Source organism: Spirosoma agri, assembly GCF_010747415.1.
Taxonomy (GTDB): Bacteria; Bacteroidota; Bacteroidia; order Cytophagales; family Spirosomataceae; genus Spirosoma; species Spirosoma agri.
Map to the genome: position 1 here is coordinate 183,802 of NZ_JAAGNZ010000003.1, position 18,032 is coordinate 201,833.

Annotated in this window: 14 protein-coding genes; 4 read left to right on the top strand and 10 right to left on the bottom strand. The window is 50.0% G+C overall.

Annotated features, from left to right (window positions below):
• Positions 1–12 precede the first annotated feature (12 nt).
• From GK091_RS24785 to GK091_RS24805, 5 genes are all read right to left on the bottom strand, one after another.
• Positions 13–1,389, bottom strand: a complete 1,377-nt coding sequence (locus tag GK091_RS24785) for a HupE/UreJ family protein (protein ID WP_317166347.1) — start codon at positions 1,387–1,389, stop codon at positions 13–15.
• Positions 1,390–1,407: 18 nt separating this feature from the next.
• Positions 1,408–2,505: a DUF3500 domain-containing protein gene (locus GK091_RS24790; RefSeq protein WP_164043304.1), complete on the bottom strand. Its 1,098-nt coding sequence runs from the start codon at positions 2,503–2,505 to the stop codon at positions 1,408–1,410.
• A gap of 134 nt (positions 2,506–2,639) precedes the next feature.
• Positions 2,640–3,764 carry a DUF3500 domain-containing protein gene (locus tag GK091_RS24795; RefSeq protein ID WP_164043306.1) on the bottom strand — a complete coding sequence of 375 codons (1,125 nt, stop codon included), beginning with the start codon at positions 3,762–3,764 and terminating at the stop codon, positions 2,640–2,642.
• A gap of 463 nt (positions 3,765–4,227) precedes the next feature.
• Positions 4,228–5,265, bottom strand: coding sequence for a YihY/virulence factor BrkB family protein (locus tag GK091_RS24800; protein WP_164043309.1), 1,038 nt, complete (start codon positions 5,263–5,265; stop codon positions 4,228–4,230).
• A 362-nt stretch (positions 5,266–5,627) separates the two neighbouring features.
• Positions 5,628–6,191: a YsnF/AvaK domain-containing protein gene (locus GK091_RS24805; RefSeq protein ID WP_164043311.1), complete on the bottom strand. Its 564-nt coding sequence runs from the start codon at positions 6,189–6,191 to the stop codon at positions 5,628–5,630.
• A 308-nt stretch (positions 6,192–6,499) separates the two neighbouring features.
• Here GK091_RS24805 and GK091_RS24810 point away from each other — a divergent pair, with 308 nt between their 5' ends.
• Positions 6,500–6,814, top strand: coding sequence for a hypothetical protein (locus GK091_RS24810; protein WP_164043047.1), 315 nt, complete (start codon positions 6,500–6,502; stop codon positions 6,812–6,814).
• 348 nt (positions 6,815–7,162) lie between these two features.
• Positions 7,163–8,101, top strand: coding sequence for a YsnF/AvaK domain-containing protein (locus GK091_RS24815; RefSeq protein ID WP_164043314.1), 939 nt, complete (start codon positions 7,163–7,165; stop codon positions 8,099–8,101).
• A 232-nt stretch (positions 8,102–8,333) separates the two neighbouring features.
• Here GK091_RS24815 and GK091_RS24820 read toward each other — a convergent pair whose 3' ends face one another.
• Positions 8,334–8,936, bottom strand: coding sequence for a chemotaxis protein CheB (locus GK091_RS24820; protein ID WP_164043317.1), 603 nt, complete (start codon positions 8,934–8,936; stop codon positions 8,334–8,336).
• A gap of 435 nt (positions 8,937–9,371) precedes the next feature.
• On the opposite strand from GK091_RS24820, the gene GK091_RS24825 reads away from it, so the two are divergent.
• Positions 9,372–9,890, top strand: a complete 519-nt coding sequence (locus GK091_RS24825) for a hypothetical protein (protein ID WP_164043319.1) — start codon at positions 9,372–9,374, stop codon at positions 9,888–9,890.
• Positions 9,891–10,094: 204 nt separating this feature from the next.
• Here the strand turns inward: GK091_RS24825 and GK091_RS24830 are convergent, their stop codons facing one another.
• Both GK091_RS24830 and GK091_RS24835 read right to left on the bottom strand, forming a co-directional pair.
• Positions 10,095–10,496 carry a GlcG/HbpS family heme-binding protein gene (locus GK091_RS24830; protein WP_164043321.1) on the bottom strand — a complete coding sequence of 134 codons (402 nt, stop codon included), beginning with the start codon at positions 10,494–10,496 and terminating at the stop codon, positions 10,095–10,097.
• A 226-nt stretch (positions 10,497–10,722) separates the two neighbouring features.
• The gene (locus GK091_RS24835) at positions 10,723–11,598 is read right to left on the bottom strand and encodes a UbiA prenyltransferase family protein (RefSeq protein WP_164043323.1); all 876 of its coding nucleotides are present in this window, start codon (positions 11,596–11,598) and stop codon (positions 10,723–10,725) included.
• A gap of 604 nt (positions 11,599–12,202) precedes the next feature.
• On the opposite strand from GK091_RS24835, the gene GK091_RS24840 reads away from it, so the two are divergent.
• Positions 12,203–12,514: a hypothetical protein gene (locus GK091_RS24840; protein WP_164043325.1), complete on the top strand. Its 312-nt coding sequence runs from the start codon at positions 12,203–12,205 to the stop codon at positions 12,512–12,514.
• Between the two features lie 138 nt (positions 12,515–12,652).
• Here GK091_RS24840 and GK091_RS24845 read toward each other — a convergent pair whose 3' ends face one another.
• Both GK091_RS24845 and GK091_RS24850 read right to left on the bottom strand, forming a co-directional pair.
• Positions 12,653–13,396 (bottom strand): response regulator, encoded by a 744-nt coding sequence (locus GK091_RS24845; RefSeq protein ID WP_164043327.1) that lies wholly within the window; start codon positions 13,394–13,396, stop codon positions 12,653–12,655.
• 138 nt (positions 13,397–13,534) lie between these two features.
• On the bottom strand, positions 13,535–17,689 hold the full coding sequence (locus GK091_RS24850) for a PAS domain S-box protein (RefSeq protein WP_164043329.1): 4,155 nt from the start codon (positions 17,687–17,689) through the stop codon (positions 13,535–13,537).
• Positions 17,690–18,032 lie beyond the last annotated feature (343 nt).

The window sequence follows — 18,032 nt, forward strand, 5'->3', positions numbered from 1 at the left end:
ACTAACAGGCCGTCAGGAGAAGGGAAGTTGCTTGACCTGTTGAAGTCGCCACCAGCCAATCAGCGTGAGCAGGGCCAGCCCTCCCAGCAACCACCAGGCTTGCCGGGCCATCTGCTCGACAACCCAAGTTACGGCGTTTGGCTCACCGGACAGGCGTTCAATGACCCACGCAATGGCTGCTACTCCGGCCAATACGGCTCCTGTACGCCGTAAACCGCCGTAATAGGGCGTCTGACTCAGCAGTAGTAACCACGGAATGATAAGGGTGATGATACCGACCTGCATCAGTTCAATACCGAGATTAAAACCCAGAATACTCAGGGCCATTGGACCGGCATCGAGATGCAGATTAATCAGTGTACCCGCAAAGGCCAGGCCGTGCACCAGACCGAAGCCAGCCGCAACCCAGGCTTCCCGACTGACCGCAGTCCGGCCCGAAAACAGGGGACGAAACGCATGAACCGCTGATACGAGGATAGATAGCGCAATGAGCACCTCAACGGGTTGGCCGGGCAACCGAATCCAGCCCAGGGCACCCAACAGCAGGGTAAGCGAATGACCAAGCGTAAAGGCGCTGACGATCATAAGTATACGCCTGAAACTATAGCGAATCCCACCAAACTCACCCCAGGACAGTCTTCGGTCAGGCCCGCCAGTGACCAGCAACGGGGCCGGTAACAGGAGCACCAGCAGAAAAAGCAGATGATCCGTGCCTTCCGAAATGTGCCGGATACCCAGCTGCACCATCGCCCGAAACCCATCCCAGGTACTACCCGCTTCCAGGCTGACGACTAAGGGCGGTATCCGGTTGTTAATAATATCCAGTTCAATAACGCCCACCTGCATCGGTGGTTCGTCGGAGACCTGCCCACGTGCCCAGTCCTGACGAACCGACACCAAAATTTTATGCGTCACCACCTGGTGCAGAACGACATCATACCGAAAGATGAATCGCCGGACGGCCTCCTCCGGCGAAGAAGCGCCAACGGGGGGAACCAGTCGAATTTGTGCCACCAGCTCCCGATACATGCCATTTATCGGGTTCTGGGTTTCAAGGACCGAAAGGGCGCCCACCGAAACAGTCCAATCCCGGCCGTCGGGGCTTTGTGGACGAATGTGTTTCATCAGATAATCCCGCAATTGCGGACCGACCCGCGCCACTAATCCATTCGCCGAATCATTGACCGCATGCCCCCAGGCAGCTTGCAGTTCACTGAGCGGAATCTGCACCTCTGCGTCAATCCGATCCCCATGTATGGTAAGCAACACCACCGAGTTGGGCATGGGGTGAGCCGTCGATCCGTTTGGCCATAGGGTAGCCATCAGGCCTAGCAGAAAAACCACCGGCCAACCGGATAGCAGGTCGATAAAACAGCGTTGTTTTTTCACGAACGAGAGACGTTTACCTTAGTTGCCCCCATAATCACTGGTGCGGTCACGCCAGACCGAGTGCGGATGCACCGTACCCGGAAAATCACGGCTGGGCTGCGCGGAATATTCGAGCCAGATGCCCGGCCCGTCGAGTCTTACATAATCACCCGATTGGCTGAGCGTTTCACTGCCTGAATACCCGAGGTAGGTTTCGGGTAACCCGGCGGTGTACCGGGCCAGTACAGTTGCGGCTGTAGCCGGGTCCAGATCGTTAACGTACAACCTGATAGCGTTCAGGACCAAGGTTTGCTTGGCAGCCGGTAAATCACCCACGCGAAGGCCCTGCTTGGTCACGGGAAACTGTCCGTCCCGATCCGGACCGAGCAGGACATCCCTGAACGTGGACGCTAGTTTAGCCTTCGTCTGTTCGGTGTTGGTTAGCCCCGACAGCACCATCGCAAAAGCCTGCCGCTCCTGCTCAACGGGCTGATAGGATCGGCCGTTGACGGTTATGGCGGCCATCGGTTCCACACCCCGGAATGAGGGCGTGACACCCGTTACTTTCCCGTAATTGTACGTATTGGCAAACGCATAATGGTGTCCACCAAACTGCAACTCCCAAAGCCCAGTGGTACTAGGCGTACCCAGATAAGCCAAAAAGTAATTACCCGGTGAGAAGGTATCCGTTTTGCCAGTCGTTTTTCCAAAGTATTCGTCGGCAGCTAAATTACCATCCAGTTCATCGAAGCCCTCGTTGGGAACATGCTGGGCCATCACGGCGCCCATCAAGGCTTTAGCGGCTTTGAGCTGGACAGGATTCAGTAGACCTAAGCGGATACCAACCCGCCGGGGCCGACCACCAAATTCGGGGAAATTCGACCACTTAACGGCGTCAGTCTTTGAATAAGGTAATTGTAGGGCGGCTACCTGCTCACGGTTGAGCGTAGCTTTGAACGCATCCGCCAAACAAACCACCTGGGCTAACCCTTCAACGGATGCACAGTCGGTGGGTACGGCCATCGGTAGCGGATTCGCCATCTGGACTGGCGCAGGCGTGTAAACCGGCCGTTGGATGGCCAACAGAGCCGGGAAGATAACCAATCCGATACCCGATAAAAACATTAAAGGCTTCATGGTGCTAATCTCGCTGTATGCGTTAATTAATAAAAATAATCAGGGTTCTTCGATGCGATCCGCATAGCAAAATACTATCGGTTCGGACAGCTGATGATGCGAGACAGTTGCCGCTCGAAGAAAAAAAAGTTCCGTTAGTTCCCCCCATAATCGCCGGTATGATCTCGCCAGACGGAGTGCGGGTGGGGCGTATTCCGGACAATAACACCACCCTGATACGAAAACTCGATCCAGACGCTCGGCCCGTCGATACGCACATAGTCGTTCTGCGCCGATACCGCCGTCGTACCCGAATAAGCAATGTACGTGTTGGCTAACTCCGAGGTGTATTTCGTTAGAATTGTGGCCGCCGTAGTGGCGTCCAGATCATTGACGTAGAGCTTAATGGCATTCAGCACCAGTGCTTGTTTAGCCGCACTCAGCGTACTCACAAGCAAGCCAGACTTGGTAGCGGGGAACTGTCCGTCCTTACCGGGACCCAGCACCAGATCTGTAAACGTAGCGGACAGCTTGGCGGTAGTCTGCTCGCTGCTGCTTAACCCCGTCAGCATACTGGCAAATACCTGCCGCTCCTGTTCAATGGGCTGGTAGGTACGATTATTGGCACTTACGGCAGCCGCTGGCTCGACACCCCGAAATGCCGGCGTAACTCCCGTTATTTGACCGGCGTTGAAGGTATAGGGCTGGGTGTAGTGATGTCCCGTGAACAGAATCTCCCACAGGCCCGTAGTGCTGGGCGTACCCAGGAATGACAGATAAAAGTTGCCGGCCCCATAATCCGAACCACCCCCAATAGTCGCTAAATAGTCGTCGGCGACCAGATTTCCCAGCATCTCGTCGTAGCCTTCTTCGGTCGTCGTGAGCGCCAATACCGCCACCATCAGATCCCGGAAAGCAGCCAGTTGGGTGCTGCTGAGAGAGCCCAATTTAATCCCGATCCGCGACGAGAGGGCCGCAGGCAAATTCGACCACTTTTGGGCGTTGGTTTTGCTGTAGGTCAACTGCATGGTCGACACCTGGGTACTGCTAAGGGTGGCTTTGAAGGCTTCGGCCAAACAAACCACTTTCGCGACCCCCGTTGATGAAGCACAGGTCATGTTGGTTGAAGTCGTTGTGGCCAGATCTCCCGTGATGCTCGATGATGTACCCGACGTGCCTGAGGTTCCTGGGGTTACGGTTGTGTCTCCGCTGGACTTACAACCCGCTAGCAGGGCTGCTGCAATCAGCAGCTTACTGCCCGTTCTGGTGAAGATGTTCATAAATCGACGTACGAAATAGCGTGATCAGATTAATTTGGCAATGTAGAGATACAGGGACGACGGTCGCCCTCCATCCTTGAGATGACGCTTAACAGGCGGGTTACTATCTGACGCCGTTAAAACTGATCTCAAAAATGCATCTCAAAATAGCCAGTTATCTTTACCTATCTAGTACGCTGCTAACTACACTTGTGTTGCCTGAATAGCGGATACAAACCCAACACAAGTGGATACTTTCAGAACCTAGCTGGTTGGCTTTCCCGCTCACCTGCTGCGTTTGCCCTACGGCCAGGTCAGTCGTTTGTGCAGCACCACGGCTGGCAAACGGTATTGCTGCCGACTACGCTGAGAACGGGCCGGCACACACTACAAATTTTGGTTGTAGCTGATTTCTAGACCAAAACGGAAGAAATCGTCACCATCCCGTTCTGGTACATACCCGAAAAATAAAGCCGAAGTACCCTTATTTCCGGGTCTGGGCCACTTTCTGTTGGATGGGAATGGCACTTACTTCACGCTCCCGTTCCGTCTGCTCGATGTATACCGCATTGTCGGCGGGTTCAATCTTGATGCCGAGCTGATTAGCGTACGCCTGCGTAAACTCGGCTCCGAAATACAAGATGGCCGCCGTATAGTAAATCCACGTCAGGATAACGATCAGCGAACCTGCGGCTCCGTATGTCGATTCGGTACCGGTTGTTTCAATGTATAACCCGATCAGGTACCGGCCCAGCATGAATAACAAAGCCGTGAAGATGGCCCCCCACCGCACGTCTTTCCAGCTGATTTTCGCATCGGGCAGCACTTTAAAAATGACACCGAACAGTATCGTCACAACGGCGGTGCTGATGGCAAAGTTGAGTGCGCTGATCACATAGACACCTAAACCCGGCAGGAAACGGGTCAGCTGATCGCTCAGCGCCAGCACGACGCCATTGACGACCAGCGATACCAACAGCAGAAACCCCAGGCTCACTACTAAAGACGAAGATAAGAGTCGATCTTTGAGCAACTTGAGCCATCCTTGTTTTGGTTTGGCTTTGACACGCCAGATCAAGTTGACTGAATCCTGAATTTCAACAAAAATGCTGGTGGCACCGATTAGTAAGGTAACAATACCGATAACCAGGGCCGTACTGCTTTTACCCGATAACCCGACACTCTTGATCATATCCTGAATTTGCTTGGCCGCCTGATTACCGACCAATCCATTGATCTGTCCGAAAATCTGTCCTCGGATGGCTTCTTCCCCCAGAAAAATACCCGCCAGAGCGATCATCAGCACCAGTAAGGGAGCCAGCGAAAAAATAGTATAGTAGGCTAAGGCAGCACTGAGCTTCAGACAGCGATCGTCCAGAAAACCGTTTGCCGCATCGCGCAGTATATTCCAGGCACTGGCCCAAAATCCTTTCGTAGCCTGAGTAGGTTGGGCAGTTGTCGTGGTCATGGGTATAGAATCAGCGAACAGTTGTTTGTAGAAACGGGTCAATAAGTTGCTCATGGGCCATTGGGGTAACAATCGGATATCCAAAAAACGGGTCAGGTCGGCGTCCTTTTCCGGGATCAGTGTGCCATTCTCTCGCTGGCAGAACCTCACCAAAACCGAGTTGTTACAGAACAGAGCCGAAATCCAGGTAAATGACCGTTAGCTGCGTATATAGAGTGATTAGCGCGTGTGCAGGCAGTAGAGGCAATGCCACGCAGCACGAGCAACCACACCTGCCCGGTTGAGTTGTGGTTTAGGGACGACCTTACTGGTGTGGCGAATCACCTGCTCAACTTCCAGGTTCGATCGGCAGCGTAGGACTGACGGCACCCTCACGTATGCTGCCGGGACAGGTGCATAATGATTCGTTGAGCAATCTACAAGGACGACTCGTCAGGCCGGTAGGGTTCAGTATGCCCGCCCATTCCGATACCAGCCGCTGTGGTGGACGCACCCGTCGAATCGGAACGTTCATGGCGGCTTTCGATCGAGGTACGTTCAATGGCTATCTCTTCTCGTCGCAAATTGATGGTCTGGTTTTCAATCGTTTGTACCTGCCGCGTCGTCACCCGAATTTCTTCCACCAGCCGGATCCGTTTAACCAGGACATATTCTTCCTTGAGGACTGGATAGATGATCGTATCGCCCTCCTGACGCGTGACCGGAGCCTCATCGACCAGCTCATTGATCAGTACCCGCTCAACCATGATCTGATCGGCAGTCAGCGGAATCTGAACCTCCTGTTGATCCTGATGCACCGTTTTCACCAGCCGAACCTGCCCGGTTTCCACCAATCGCTTGCCGATTGTGATCGTTTCCTCAATAACGGGTATACGCTCAACGGGTTGGTTCGTGACAACGGGCTGATCGGACGCGTCTCCATCTGGTTGAGGTGATTGAGCAGAAGTACTGGACGTAGTAAAGGATTCCTGAGGTATCATTACGTAAGGGTGCAGCGCCCCGTTAGCTAATTCTAGTAAAAAAACGGGGCATCCAGTTATGATGCGCCGGTTGACTAAGGACACATCCTGTAAAAATGGTGCCATCAAGGAAAATAGTAGCTTCCAGCGCCTTGTCAATCGAACGGGTAGCAACACGCGATGAGAAACGAGGCACAAGCTGAGGAAAAAGTGCCCCGTGCCTGGGGAATCGACAGCATGAGCTTCCTAACTTTCACCTGGTCCCTCGGTTGCAGAAACAAAGTCTGGCTTAATGGCTGGCGATTGACCGGATGACACCTATTGAATCAATGAAAACAGTACTAATCGCTCTAAGTATTTCGCTGGGTTTGTTTTATTCGACCGATACGCTGGCCCAAACACCCGCCCTTAAGGAGAAGATGTCGGTAACGGATCGCATGGCCAAGGCCCGAGCGGCTAAGGCCGAAAAAAAAATCAACCCGCCGGTGGGTAACCCAGAAAAAGCATCCCCGGCTGATTATAAAGCGCCAATCGACAAGGTGCTTAAAGGGCCCAACGGTGAAGTGGTTCACGATGGCGAACGAGGTGGCAAGTTCTACATCAACAGGAATGGCAATAAGACCTATTTAAGCAGTAATCAGTGACGAAACCAGGTTCTGTAGGCTGGCCCTAACGCGCATTTTCCGCCTGGGTTCGTGATGAGTCACAGAATTCTACAGTATGGGGCCGGATTGCCCCATTCCCCTATCACATAAAGACCTAGTTGATCGATCAAATAAATAGACCACATGGTGCATTTGCTGATTTCCCTTGATGGCATGGTTTTGTAAGAAAGCAGGGTATCAGTCACTCAGAACTGGTGACACCATTTACCCTGCGCCGGGAAGCCATCAGCCTAAAGCGCAATTTCCCATTCAATGAACGTCCGGCTTGGTTCGATAGCCTTCGTTATAGATCAATTCATCTTTTACTCAACCAAACCAGTACAAGTCATGGCACTTACAGTAATCGGAATTTTTGACGAGCCCACCCAGGCACAACAGGCCGTTAGCACATTGGTTAGTGAAGGATTTAGCCAAAATAACATTGACATTTCAGCTGGCCGTAGCACCGATACAACCAGCACCGGCGACGCCTTTCCGGATCGGAACGTGAATTCATCGGGCACGCGTAGCGAAGAGTTGATCGATGATGCTAAAGACACGGGCAGTGGCATTGGCGGTTTTTTCCGTTCGTTGTTTGGTGGTGATGATGACGATGACACGAACCGGTACTCAACTGTCGCCGAACGGGGTTCGATCGTAACGGTACACGCGAGTTCAGCCGATGAAGCGGAACGGGCGGCTGACATTCTGGACGAGGCCGGAGCGGTCGATGTTGATGAGCGGGCAACGGAATATGGTTACGGCACTACGGCGGGTAAAGAATATGGCTATGGTGCTACGACAAGTACAGGCCTGGCAAATACAACAACGACGGAGCCGAGTCAGTTAGCTGATGGCGATCAGACCATCAAGGTAATTAAGGAAGACCTGGAAGTAGGCAAGCGTACGGTTGAAACGGGCGGTGTCCGGGTGCGGAGTCGTATTGTGGAGCGGCCCATTGAAGAAAGTATCCGGTTGCGGGAAGAGCGCGTTGTCGTTCAACGCAATCCGGTCAATCGCCCAGCTACGGCGGCTGATCTGAACGCCTTTCAGGAAGGCGAGATTTCGCTGACGGAGCACGCTGAAGTACCGGTTGTTTCTAAAACGGCGAATGTGGTGGAAGAAATTTCGGTCGGTAAAGACGTTACCGAACGCGACGAAGTTATCCATGAAACGGTGCGTAACACCGAAGTCGATGTAGAGAATGTAGGCACGACCGCGCAAACGGTTCGTCCGGCTGGCACGTTGCTGGACGATGACAATACGGTCACCTACCCGGCTAAATAGATAGTCGATACACCTGGTTCTACAGGATCAACTCCCCGATCAAGCAATTGGCTATTCGTAGTCAATTCGCTGGTCGGGGAGTTGGCTGTTTATCCGCCCGGCTGAACCCGATAATAAACAACAAAATCGTTAATTTTTCTGGCCGTTGTAACCAGTTCACGTGACTTACCGATTACGGAGGGGTTCGTTTATGACCCCATACGTTCGTACGGTGGCGAATCGGCGAGACAACTTATTTGGACTCGGTCAGTGAATAATCGTGGTTAACTACAAAATCCAGTAAGGCCCTCGCCAGCCGTTTGGGTGCTAAGATCTCGGTGGGGTGGTCTTTTATTATGGCCGAACGAGGCATACTGGAAAACTGCGCTGTCCGAGGATCCTGCACCATAACCGTACCCTGCTGATTATGAATTTGAATCGCGCCCAGCGTGCCATCCGTGCCCGCCCCCGACAGCACAATGCCAATCGCCTTGGCTTTCTGGCCGTTAGCCAGTGAGCGAAAGAAGATATCAACCGCCCAGTTGCTTCTTTCCAGAACTTCCCGGTCCTGTAGCTGAAGCAGCCCCTCCTCAATCGTCATCATTTTATTGACAGGCAACATGTATACACAGTTTGGCCTGACTTGCTGTTGATCAGTGGCCCAGTAGATAGGCATGTCCGTATATTTGGCCAAGAGCTTATCGGCGATACTGGCGTAATCCCGGTTCAGGTGTTGAATCACGATGAAAGCAATCCCCGAGTCAACGGGAATCTGGCTGAAGAAGTCCCACAAAGGTTCGTGGCCACCGGCTGATACGCCGATCGCTACGATGTAGAAAGAGTCAGAATTTTCCATGCTTAATTAGTAAAATGGGGGTAGAGTTGTAATATAGCTTCCTGATCAGTAACACGCTACTTGTTTCCGGCATATTTATTTGCAGCTGACTTTCATGGGTCAAGAGGGACATTGTCGCTGCACCCATTCACTAAAACAGAAGCCCAGCAGTTGCCAGGCTTCTGTTTTAGTACTCACCATTCACTTTACATTACTGTAGACCAAACAAGCGTATACCTGCTTGAGGCAAACTGATGAGGAAACGGGGTAGCGCAAAGCGAAACACCGCATAGCACAAGGCCGATTATTTTATTGACTAGCCAAAGCATTATTTCTCCTCGAAATAAAGACAAAAAATGAAGACAGTTCTCGCTTACCTGGCTGGTATTTGATGTCGACCGTAACTATTCGCTTACTCATTCAGTTTACCCATATGCGCATTTAAGAAAAGGCTATATGATCGTATTTACTGCGTTGGACAAAGAAGGCGGAAGCACTGAATTTGCTTATGCCTTGAGCTCAATCGAAGCCGAATTCGATTTTTTGAGTAGCCTGGTAGCGAAAGGACATACCTTATTAACCGTTCAGTTACTGGATGGCAGTGACCGCACGGACCTTCCTCTGGCGGCTTTCGACGGCCTTCCTTTTTCTACCTTCATGGAGGAATTGCATCAGGAATGGCTGACCACTTTACGTCAACCCTGCCAGACGGACTCTTCGCGCCATCAAGAATTGATCCGCTTAACTCGCCTGCGCATCGATCAGATTGAGGTCGCCATTTCGGCACACGAACGAATGATTGCCTGCTCCATGAGATGGCTCCAGCGCACTCAAACCTCGTACTTATCTGATTCCAGAAAGACCCGTCTTATTCTCCGTTATGAGTCCATGATTGACTTTCATAAACAGCAGTTACGCCGTGCACGGTGTAGATCTCAGTTGATCGTGAATCGATTGAGTCATCTTCTGGCTTAACGCAACTTACTTTTTCTGGAAATTACAAACGCTGGTTGATGAGGCAAAAAGAGAGCAGATCAGCGCTGGACCTTTTTAATGACGGTTTTGATCGTGGCGAGGTGTTGACCAAGCGTCTGGTCAGTTGCGCCGATTACGAAAAAAAATAGCCACACCTTGCGAGGTATGGCTACCAGTTATAAAAGTTAGGGGGTGCCGATTGGCCTACGTCAATGCATCGACACCAGCCTGAGCAACGGCTTCATCCTGATCCACACTACCACCAGATACGCCGATAGCGCCAATGATTTCACCCTGTTCATTTTTTATGGGCAGACCACCCGGAAATGTAATCAAGCCTCCATTTGAGTGCTCAATGTTATAAAGCGATCCGCCGGGCTGGGAAAGTTTCCCCAGTTCACCACTGGGCATGTCAAAATAGCGGGCGGTGCGGGCTTTACGCTGAGCGATGTCAACCGAGCCTAACCAGGCTCCATCCATCCGTACGAAAGCGGTCAGGTTTGCCCCACCATCAACAATGGCAATATTCATAGGAGTGCTGATCTGGGTGGCTTGCCGGATGGCTGCCTCGATAGCTTGCTGAGCCTGTTGAAGGGTAATAGACATAGATACGAGATGATAAGTTGAGTTAGGAGAACACGGGATTAGTCGGAGTGTTGGGATACTCTCCAAATAGTAAGCAACAGGTCCACCGGAACCGGGTAGTCGAAGGAATGCTGAACTCAGCGTCGGCCAGCTCAGCAAGAAGTTTTATGAGTAGCGTAGATCCTAAGTAAGTCAGCTCCTATTCGACTGATAATTAGACCATAAAGCCGGACAACCACCAATCGTGTCAGAAAGTCCCTACATGCAGAAGTTCAAGCAGCACACCCGTCAACATCAACAAGCCGTCCAGATAGACGTAATAGCCGTATTCGGATGCATTGCTCACAATTCGTCGCGCCACAACCAGCAGGATAAGCATGGGCAGGCATACGCACAGAAGCGTCAGCGTATCCCAGCCAAGCGTGTACAGGCCAACAACCGTCAGACCGAAGCCGAAAGCGAGAATCCCGAAAAATAGCTTTACCTGCCGCCCGGTTAACCGCGACACAATCGTTAGCCATTTCGATTGCCGGTCTATATCCCGGTCACGATAATCGAAGCAAAGCGCAATGCTGTAAATCAGCAGGAACCGATTCAGCAGCCAGGCCCCTGCGAATACCCAGTTGATACGTACGGTTGACGTAGCCAGAAGCATAGGGAGGGCTACGGTTACATAGGCCCAGACCAGAGACAGATACGTGGTTTTTAAGACGGCAATCTGCCGCAGAGCGCGGAAAGGACGCCAGTTGATTTTGGGTGCTGTGTATAAAAATGTCAGCAGGATAACCGGTAGCAGATCGGTCAGGTAAGCGTTCAGCTGAGTCAGCAACCAGCCGCCAACCAATAAAGAGCCAATAAACAAGCCCAGCAACAACTGTTTATGCGTCTCAATCCAACGTTCCCGGTCAGTCCCTGCGGATGACATATCGGTTAGGTACACATGGAGGCAATAGCTGCCTAGTGTACCAGCGAAAATGAAGGGCAAAAATAAGTCCGGCACCTGTAGGTGAAACAACGCCACGGTCGTCAGACACATCACCACTGCGCAGAGGGCAATGAAGCAATTACCAAAAACGACGAACTGAAAAACAGCGACCAGGCAACGACGCATTACTTGATACATAAGGCTATGAAGAAGCGAACGCCGATTTACTCCACCGTGATCTGCGTGAGACGTTCCAGCGGGTTCAATTCCGGAAGGCATATTCATTTACCGGTTTGCTGGATGAGTTGTTCGGCGCTGGTTTCCTAAAGCAAGCTAAAAAAATTCTGTAAGGCGTTTCGGCTTAAGCAGCCATATCCTATCGGGTGAACCCAGCACTGATGGAGCTCACGTCATCAGCACCCAATTTACGCTCTACCATCAAGAAAATTTCCGCAACTCACCCTTTATTGTCCATGAGCAGTACGGTAAGTGCGAGAAAGAACTACCGTCCAAACCGATAAATGTACGGCAAAATCAGTGTTTTTGCTGAGGCTATAGTTTTGTGTATACCGATTGCCTCCCTCCTATTTGTTAATTCCAATCGTAGACTATAGATTTAGAGTTGTCTTACTGAAAAATGCGGCTCGAATTCATTAATTATCAAAACTTAAAAATAGCAAACAAAAGTGCGTTTATGTAACCCTTTTCCTTTAACCAGACAAATCGATGACGATGCATTTATCGATTAACGTGTAGCGGACAATTACTTATTTTTTGCCTAAAGTCAGAGACTAATCCCATAATGGACAGATCAATTAGCCAGCAGGCATTGGATGAATTGTACGATTACGTTAGCATGGGATTTGGCGCTGCCCGAGTACAGTATTCGCCGTTTCTGGCCACACAGGAAGAGTCTGACAAATTTTACAATCGCCTTTGGGAAACAGCCCGAGCGCTGGCCGTTTTTTACTCACAGAAAGGCGACAAACATCTATTGACTACCCTCAATTCAAAACGCGGCAGTATTCCATTCCGGCACTTTGTCGTAACCAACGCGCCCTTATTCAAATACCTGATCGACGTTTACGAAGCGGACCAGGATAGGTTTCAGTAATGCGTTGCTGTCAGTAAAGTAAATAAGGACATCTGCGTACATACGTCGTGCGCAACATTCGAATTGGTTTCCTGGGCGTACCATCTTCGCAACGTTGGTACTATAGATCGTTTACGAGTAAAGTAGTTAGCAGGTTCGTTACGATTGCAGCCAGTTGATAAAGACCCGATAACGTGCTTTCGACAAAATAACTTCACGGGTTTGATTGCCAAGTTGCAGGAACAGGCAATATTTTCCATCCTGCCAGTAAGCAAAATGCTGGATCGTTTTTCGATGAATGATCTCCTTACGATTTACCCGAAAAAATTGTTGGGGATCCAATTGAGCGGTCAAATCTTCTAAGCTCTTGTTCAATTGATACGTTCGTTGTGGGTGTATGACATAATACCGCCTTTCTTTCGTGAAAAAGTAAAGGCACTCTTCGGCTCGCAAGGTCATGCTGCCTCTGTCATTATACACTTTAAGCGTCGTCAGGTAGGACGTTGATGGTTTTTCCGGAGGTATCCATTGCTTCTTATACCGCAACCGGCTTTCAATGGCCTTAATCAGATCGACACTCGCAACCGGTTTTGTCAAATAATCATCGGCTCCCAGGTTCATACCATGCCGCAGATCCAGCCGGTCTGATTTTGCCGTCAGAAAGATAAATGGCGTGTTGGTCAATGCAGGTGTTGACCGGACAATTTCCAGTACTTCATAACCATTCTGATTAGGCATCAGGATATCGCATATGATCAAATCAGGTGGTTCAAGTGCCGCCTGCGCTAATCCTTGCTGACCATCCAGCGCTGACATCACATGGTAACCATTGATACTGAGAAGTTCAGCTATATTCTCCCGCAGATTGTCCTCATCTTCAATCAAGAGTAATTTTGGCAGCATATAGTCAAGTTTTTGGGTACGCTTGGTATAATTAGCGCGCTATAACAGCCTTTTCTGAGTTGTCACGACTCGGCGAATGACTGATCAAGTCGATAAGCGGCACGATAAGAACCAGTCAAACAATGGCAGCAAAATACGTCAAACCATAATCGGCAGGATAACTCGAACAGTCGTGCCGACCCCCTCCTTACTATCGATAGTAATACAGCCTTTCAGCAGGGTTACGTATTCCAGGCAGATCGCTAATCCAAGGCCGGTTCCCTGAATTGTGCCCGCGTTACGTGCCCTAAAAAACTTACCGTACAAATTCGGAATGTCTTCCTTGGGAATGCCGATTCCGTCGTCGATGATATAAAAAGTAGCCGCTTTTTCGTCGAAAGTCAGGGTTAGCCGTGGATTTTTTGTCGAAAATTTGAAGGCATTGGCCAGAATATTTTTCAGGACATGACTAATTAGTTTTTTATCTGTCAGAACAGCTCGGGATCGACCCGTGACGTTGAATTTAATCGATCGCTTGTCCTGCCGATCGCAAAAAGTCGTCTCTATTATTTCTTTACTGAGTGCCTTCAAATCGATATACTCCCGATTAACTTTTACCTGCCCTTCTTCAATTTTGCTGATGGTAAGCGTATCCGAAATTAAGTCGTTTAATGAAAAAACTTCGCGGTATATTTTGTCGATATGTTGGTTGATGGACTCCGTTTTGGTGCCTTCGGGTATAGCGTTTACATAATATTTCAATAATTCCACGCTTGAGCTAATGGTGGCCAGTGGCGTTCTAAACTCATGGGAAGCGGTCGAAATAAACTGCGATTTGAGGTAATTCAAACTGCGTTCTTTCTGCAACGATTCTTCCAGAATTAATTCTTTTTCAACAGACGACGTGCTATCAGTAGCCATACCAATCCGACGTTTCAGCAAGCCAGCTTCATCTTTCACGGTGAATATCCGGACATCCAGATAGCGAATGCTCCCATCCTGATGGCGAGCCCGAAACGAAAAGCCCAGATCCGGATCTCTGTGCATAAATGCATTCATTACTTTTGGGCGATCTTCTTCCAGAATGAAGTGTAAAAACAGATAGGGATTTTCGTAAAGTTTCTGAACCGGCTGGCCGCTAAAGCGCTCATAGGCTGAGTTCATGTAGATAAAACGCGGTTCGTCCAGGTCACGAATCCAAAAAATCTCATCTACATTTTCGGCAATATCGCGAAAACGTTGCTCGCTTTCCAGCACCGCTTCTTCGGCTTTTTTGCGTTCCGTAACATCAGTCAGCGTACCGGTCATGCCCGTGACTTCATTGTGTTCATCGACCGTAACCTGGGCAAATACGCTGATCCATCGATACCCTCCCCCCTTATGAACGTAGCGAACGATGTGCTGGCAGTACGCTTTCTGACGACTCATCAGCAGTTCACACAGATGACGGTTCCGTTCCCGATCGTCGGGATAGACAAAATCCAGCGCTGGTTTTCCTATCGATTCGTCAACGCTGAACCCTGTTATCGACTGCCAGACCGGATTCAAATAGACCCAGGCCCCCGTGTAATCAATGTAAAAAACGATATCGTTCAAATGATCAACCAGCGACCGATAGCGCTGTTCGCTTTCTTTCAGGGCTGAGTCGGCCTGTTTTTTAGCGGTCTGGTCACTGACCACACCAATCATGCGGCTACTTTTACCGGCCTCGTTCTGTAACACCAACCCGTCCGCCTTCATAAAATGAATGGACTTATCCGTCGGGAAGATTATGCGAAATTCAGCCTCGAAAGGCTGTTGATCCCGAATAATTTGCTTCACATTCTGATTGAAAAAGGTAAGATCCGCGGGATGAACCAGTTTGGCCAGCTCAGCGATCCGCTGAATCTTAATGGTGTCGGGTATACCGAACAGCGTATAAAAATGCTCATCGACTACCAATTCATTCGTCTCCAGACCCCACTCCCAAACGCCGAGCTTACCCGCTATTGTCGCTAACTGAATACGCTGATTGGCCTGTTTTAACTCTTCTTCAATGCGTTTCAGATAGGCAATATCGGTTACCAGATTTACGTAGCCGATCAGCTTCTCATCCTCGTTGTAAAGGCCGCTGATCGTGGTAAGAACGGGTATGTAGGTTTCCTGCTTAGTGCGGATCGTATACTCCTGCTGAATAAAACCAGATTTTGCCTTAGACGCACTCAAGTCAAACGCTGTGTCAGCGTGCAGGAGATCAGGTTTCGGCTGAAAAACGTCCGGCTGACCAATGAAACTGGGCGTAACTTTTCCCACTAATTCCTCCGCGCTGTAGCCTGACATCGCTTCGAGCGCAGGATTCACGAGCTGAATAATGCCTTCGGTGTCCGTTGCCGAAATACCCAAGCCCGCATGCTTCAGGATGGCCCGCTGCATGGCCGAAAGCTCCTGAATTTGGGTCGTACGATCGGCCACCCGTTTTTCCAGGTCAGCGTTGGTTTGCCGAAGTTGGTCTTCGATCTGTTTGAGGTGTGTAATATCCTTGGCGGTCAACAGAATGGTGTCCCCCACCCGAACCAGCGAGTAATCGATCCAATAATCACCGCTCGGAAAGTTAACCAGTTGTTGAAAGTGCGCGGTTTCGCCCGTTTCCAATACATGGACGATTCTATCAAAAAAGCCGTTGGTCACTACATGCGGAAATAAGCTGGTCAGCGGCTCACCCGCCATTTCCGAGTGTTTATACCCCGTAATGTGTTCGTTTTCGGGATTGGCCAGCAAGTAAGTAAAGTCAACGATTTGGCTATTCTGTCGGACTGGCTGCAAGAGACCCAGACCGACAGACACGTTCGTAATAACCGCCTGTAAAAGCTGGTTATTTTCGTTGAGCTTGGCCGCCTGACTGGCCAGCCGCTGATTAACATCTTCCTGAAACAATAGTATCGACAATTGCCCCGCGACTTCATGTGCGATCAGTACGTGCTCCTGCGTAAAAAAATCCGGCGCTTTGTCGAGCAGAACCAGCAGACCAATATAGTGCTGATGGGCAAACAGCGGAACGGCCAGAAAGGAACGGTGGCCCCACTGGTAGGGATTCAGACCCGTGGGTAAGCCGTAAGTATCCGCCTGTAACTGGTTGATCAAGATCTCCTGACCCTGCGTAAATTTTCGATTATAAAGGAAGTCGGCCGAGAATTGAATATCTGTCCAGGTTTCCCGCTTACCCCTGCGCATCGGATTTTGCGTATAGGCTAACTGCCCTTTCTGGTCGACGCGAAATACCGCCCCGACCTCACAGGGAATCATGTTATAAATGTGTTTTAAGGCTACGTGATCGGCTTGCTCATCCGACAGGTGACTATTTAGCAGCACGTTGCTGATGCGGTTTACCCCTTCGAGCCGCTTATTGACCCGTTGCAGTTCCAGTTCGCGATTTACCCGGCTAGTGACCGTTATCACCAGCCCAGCAAACGTGTTCAATAGGTCAATATCATTTTTATCCCAGTTTCGCTGCTGCCGGACAACATCGAAACCGACGAAACCGACCAGCTTTTTATCGAAAATCATGGGGACGACCAGCAGTGATTGAATACCCTGTGCCGCCAGGCTTTTCCGTTCGCTGGCTGCCTCATCGGGTAAATCAGCGAGTGATCTCACCAAAATGGTTTCTTCGTCGACCAGTTTCTGATGCCACCAGGGGAAACCATGCGTCAGCCTGTTCTGAAAACGTGCCTGTGTCGCTTCGATACCCTCTGCGCACCATTCATGCGTACAGCTCATCGACATTTCGTCTGCCGAGTAGCTGAAAATATAAGCCCGATCAGCCATGTTGAACCTACCGATCTGAGCCAGTGAGTCAACAACACACGTATCCAGTTCGTGAGAGGCTATGTTGCTGAACTGATTCGATATGCCGGCAATGATACTTTCCAGTTCCAGTCGGCGCTGTAGATTATCTTTATAGCGTTTATTGGGTGTATTGTTTTGCAGGTAGATCGTGCATCCTGTCTCATTTCGGTAAATCGAACTATCTATCCAATAGCCCATCACCTGTTCATACGACTCATTTCTGTACGAGACGCCTGTCTTAAGCACATCACGAACGGGCTTGAGTAACGTTTTCAGGAAAGGGATGTCCGTAAGCAGCAGCGTCTCGCCAGGTTCGCAGGGAATGGCAAGCAGCGAACACGCGAAAGGATTGCAGTACGTAATGTCAAAATTCAGCATAGAGCCGGTTCCAGTCTGTGCCGAAGCACACACGACAATGCCAACCGGTAGGTCCGGAAACAAGTCAATATCCAGATTGGCTTTCATCGTATCACTCTCTCTTTTTTTCACAGATAACCGGTAGTAATCTATTTCTATACGATAAAGAAGTAGTCAACAAGGTATCACTCTTAGACCGAATCGCTTATACCGGTTACAAAAAAATAGCAACTTATTTGGTTCTTCAATCAACAAGCGTAGGGCTTGTCGTCTACATTTACCTATATTGGGTTTATTCAGACTGGTAATTTAGTTAGTAAAAGCTGTTTTACGGTTAATTCGTATCCGCATTAGGAATTTGCCGTGTAAGTTGACCGGATACATAGTTATATAGTACAGAAACAGTATAACTAAGGTAGTATAAACTTTCAACCACATACAAAATAGTTAGTATTATTATTTCGCCCCAACTACT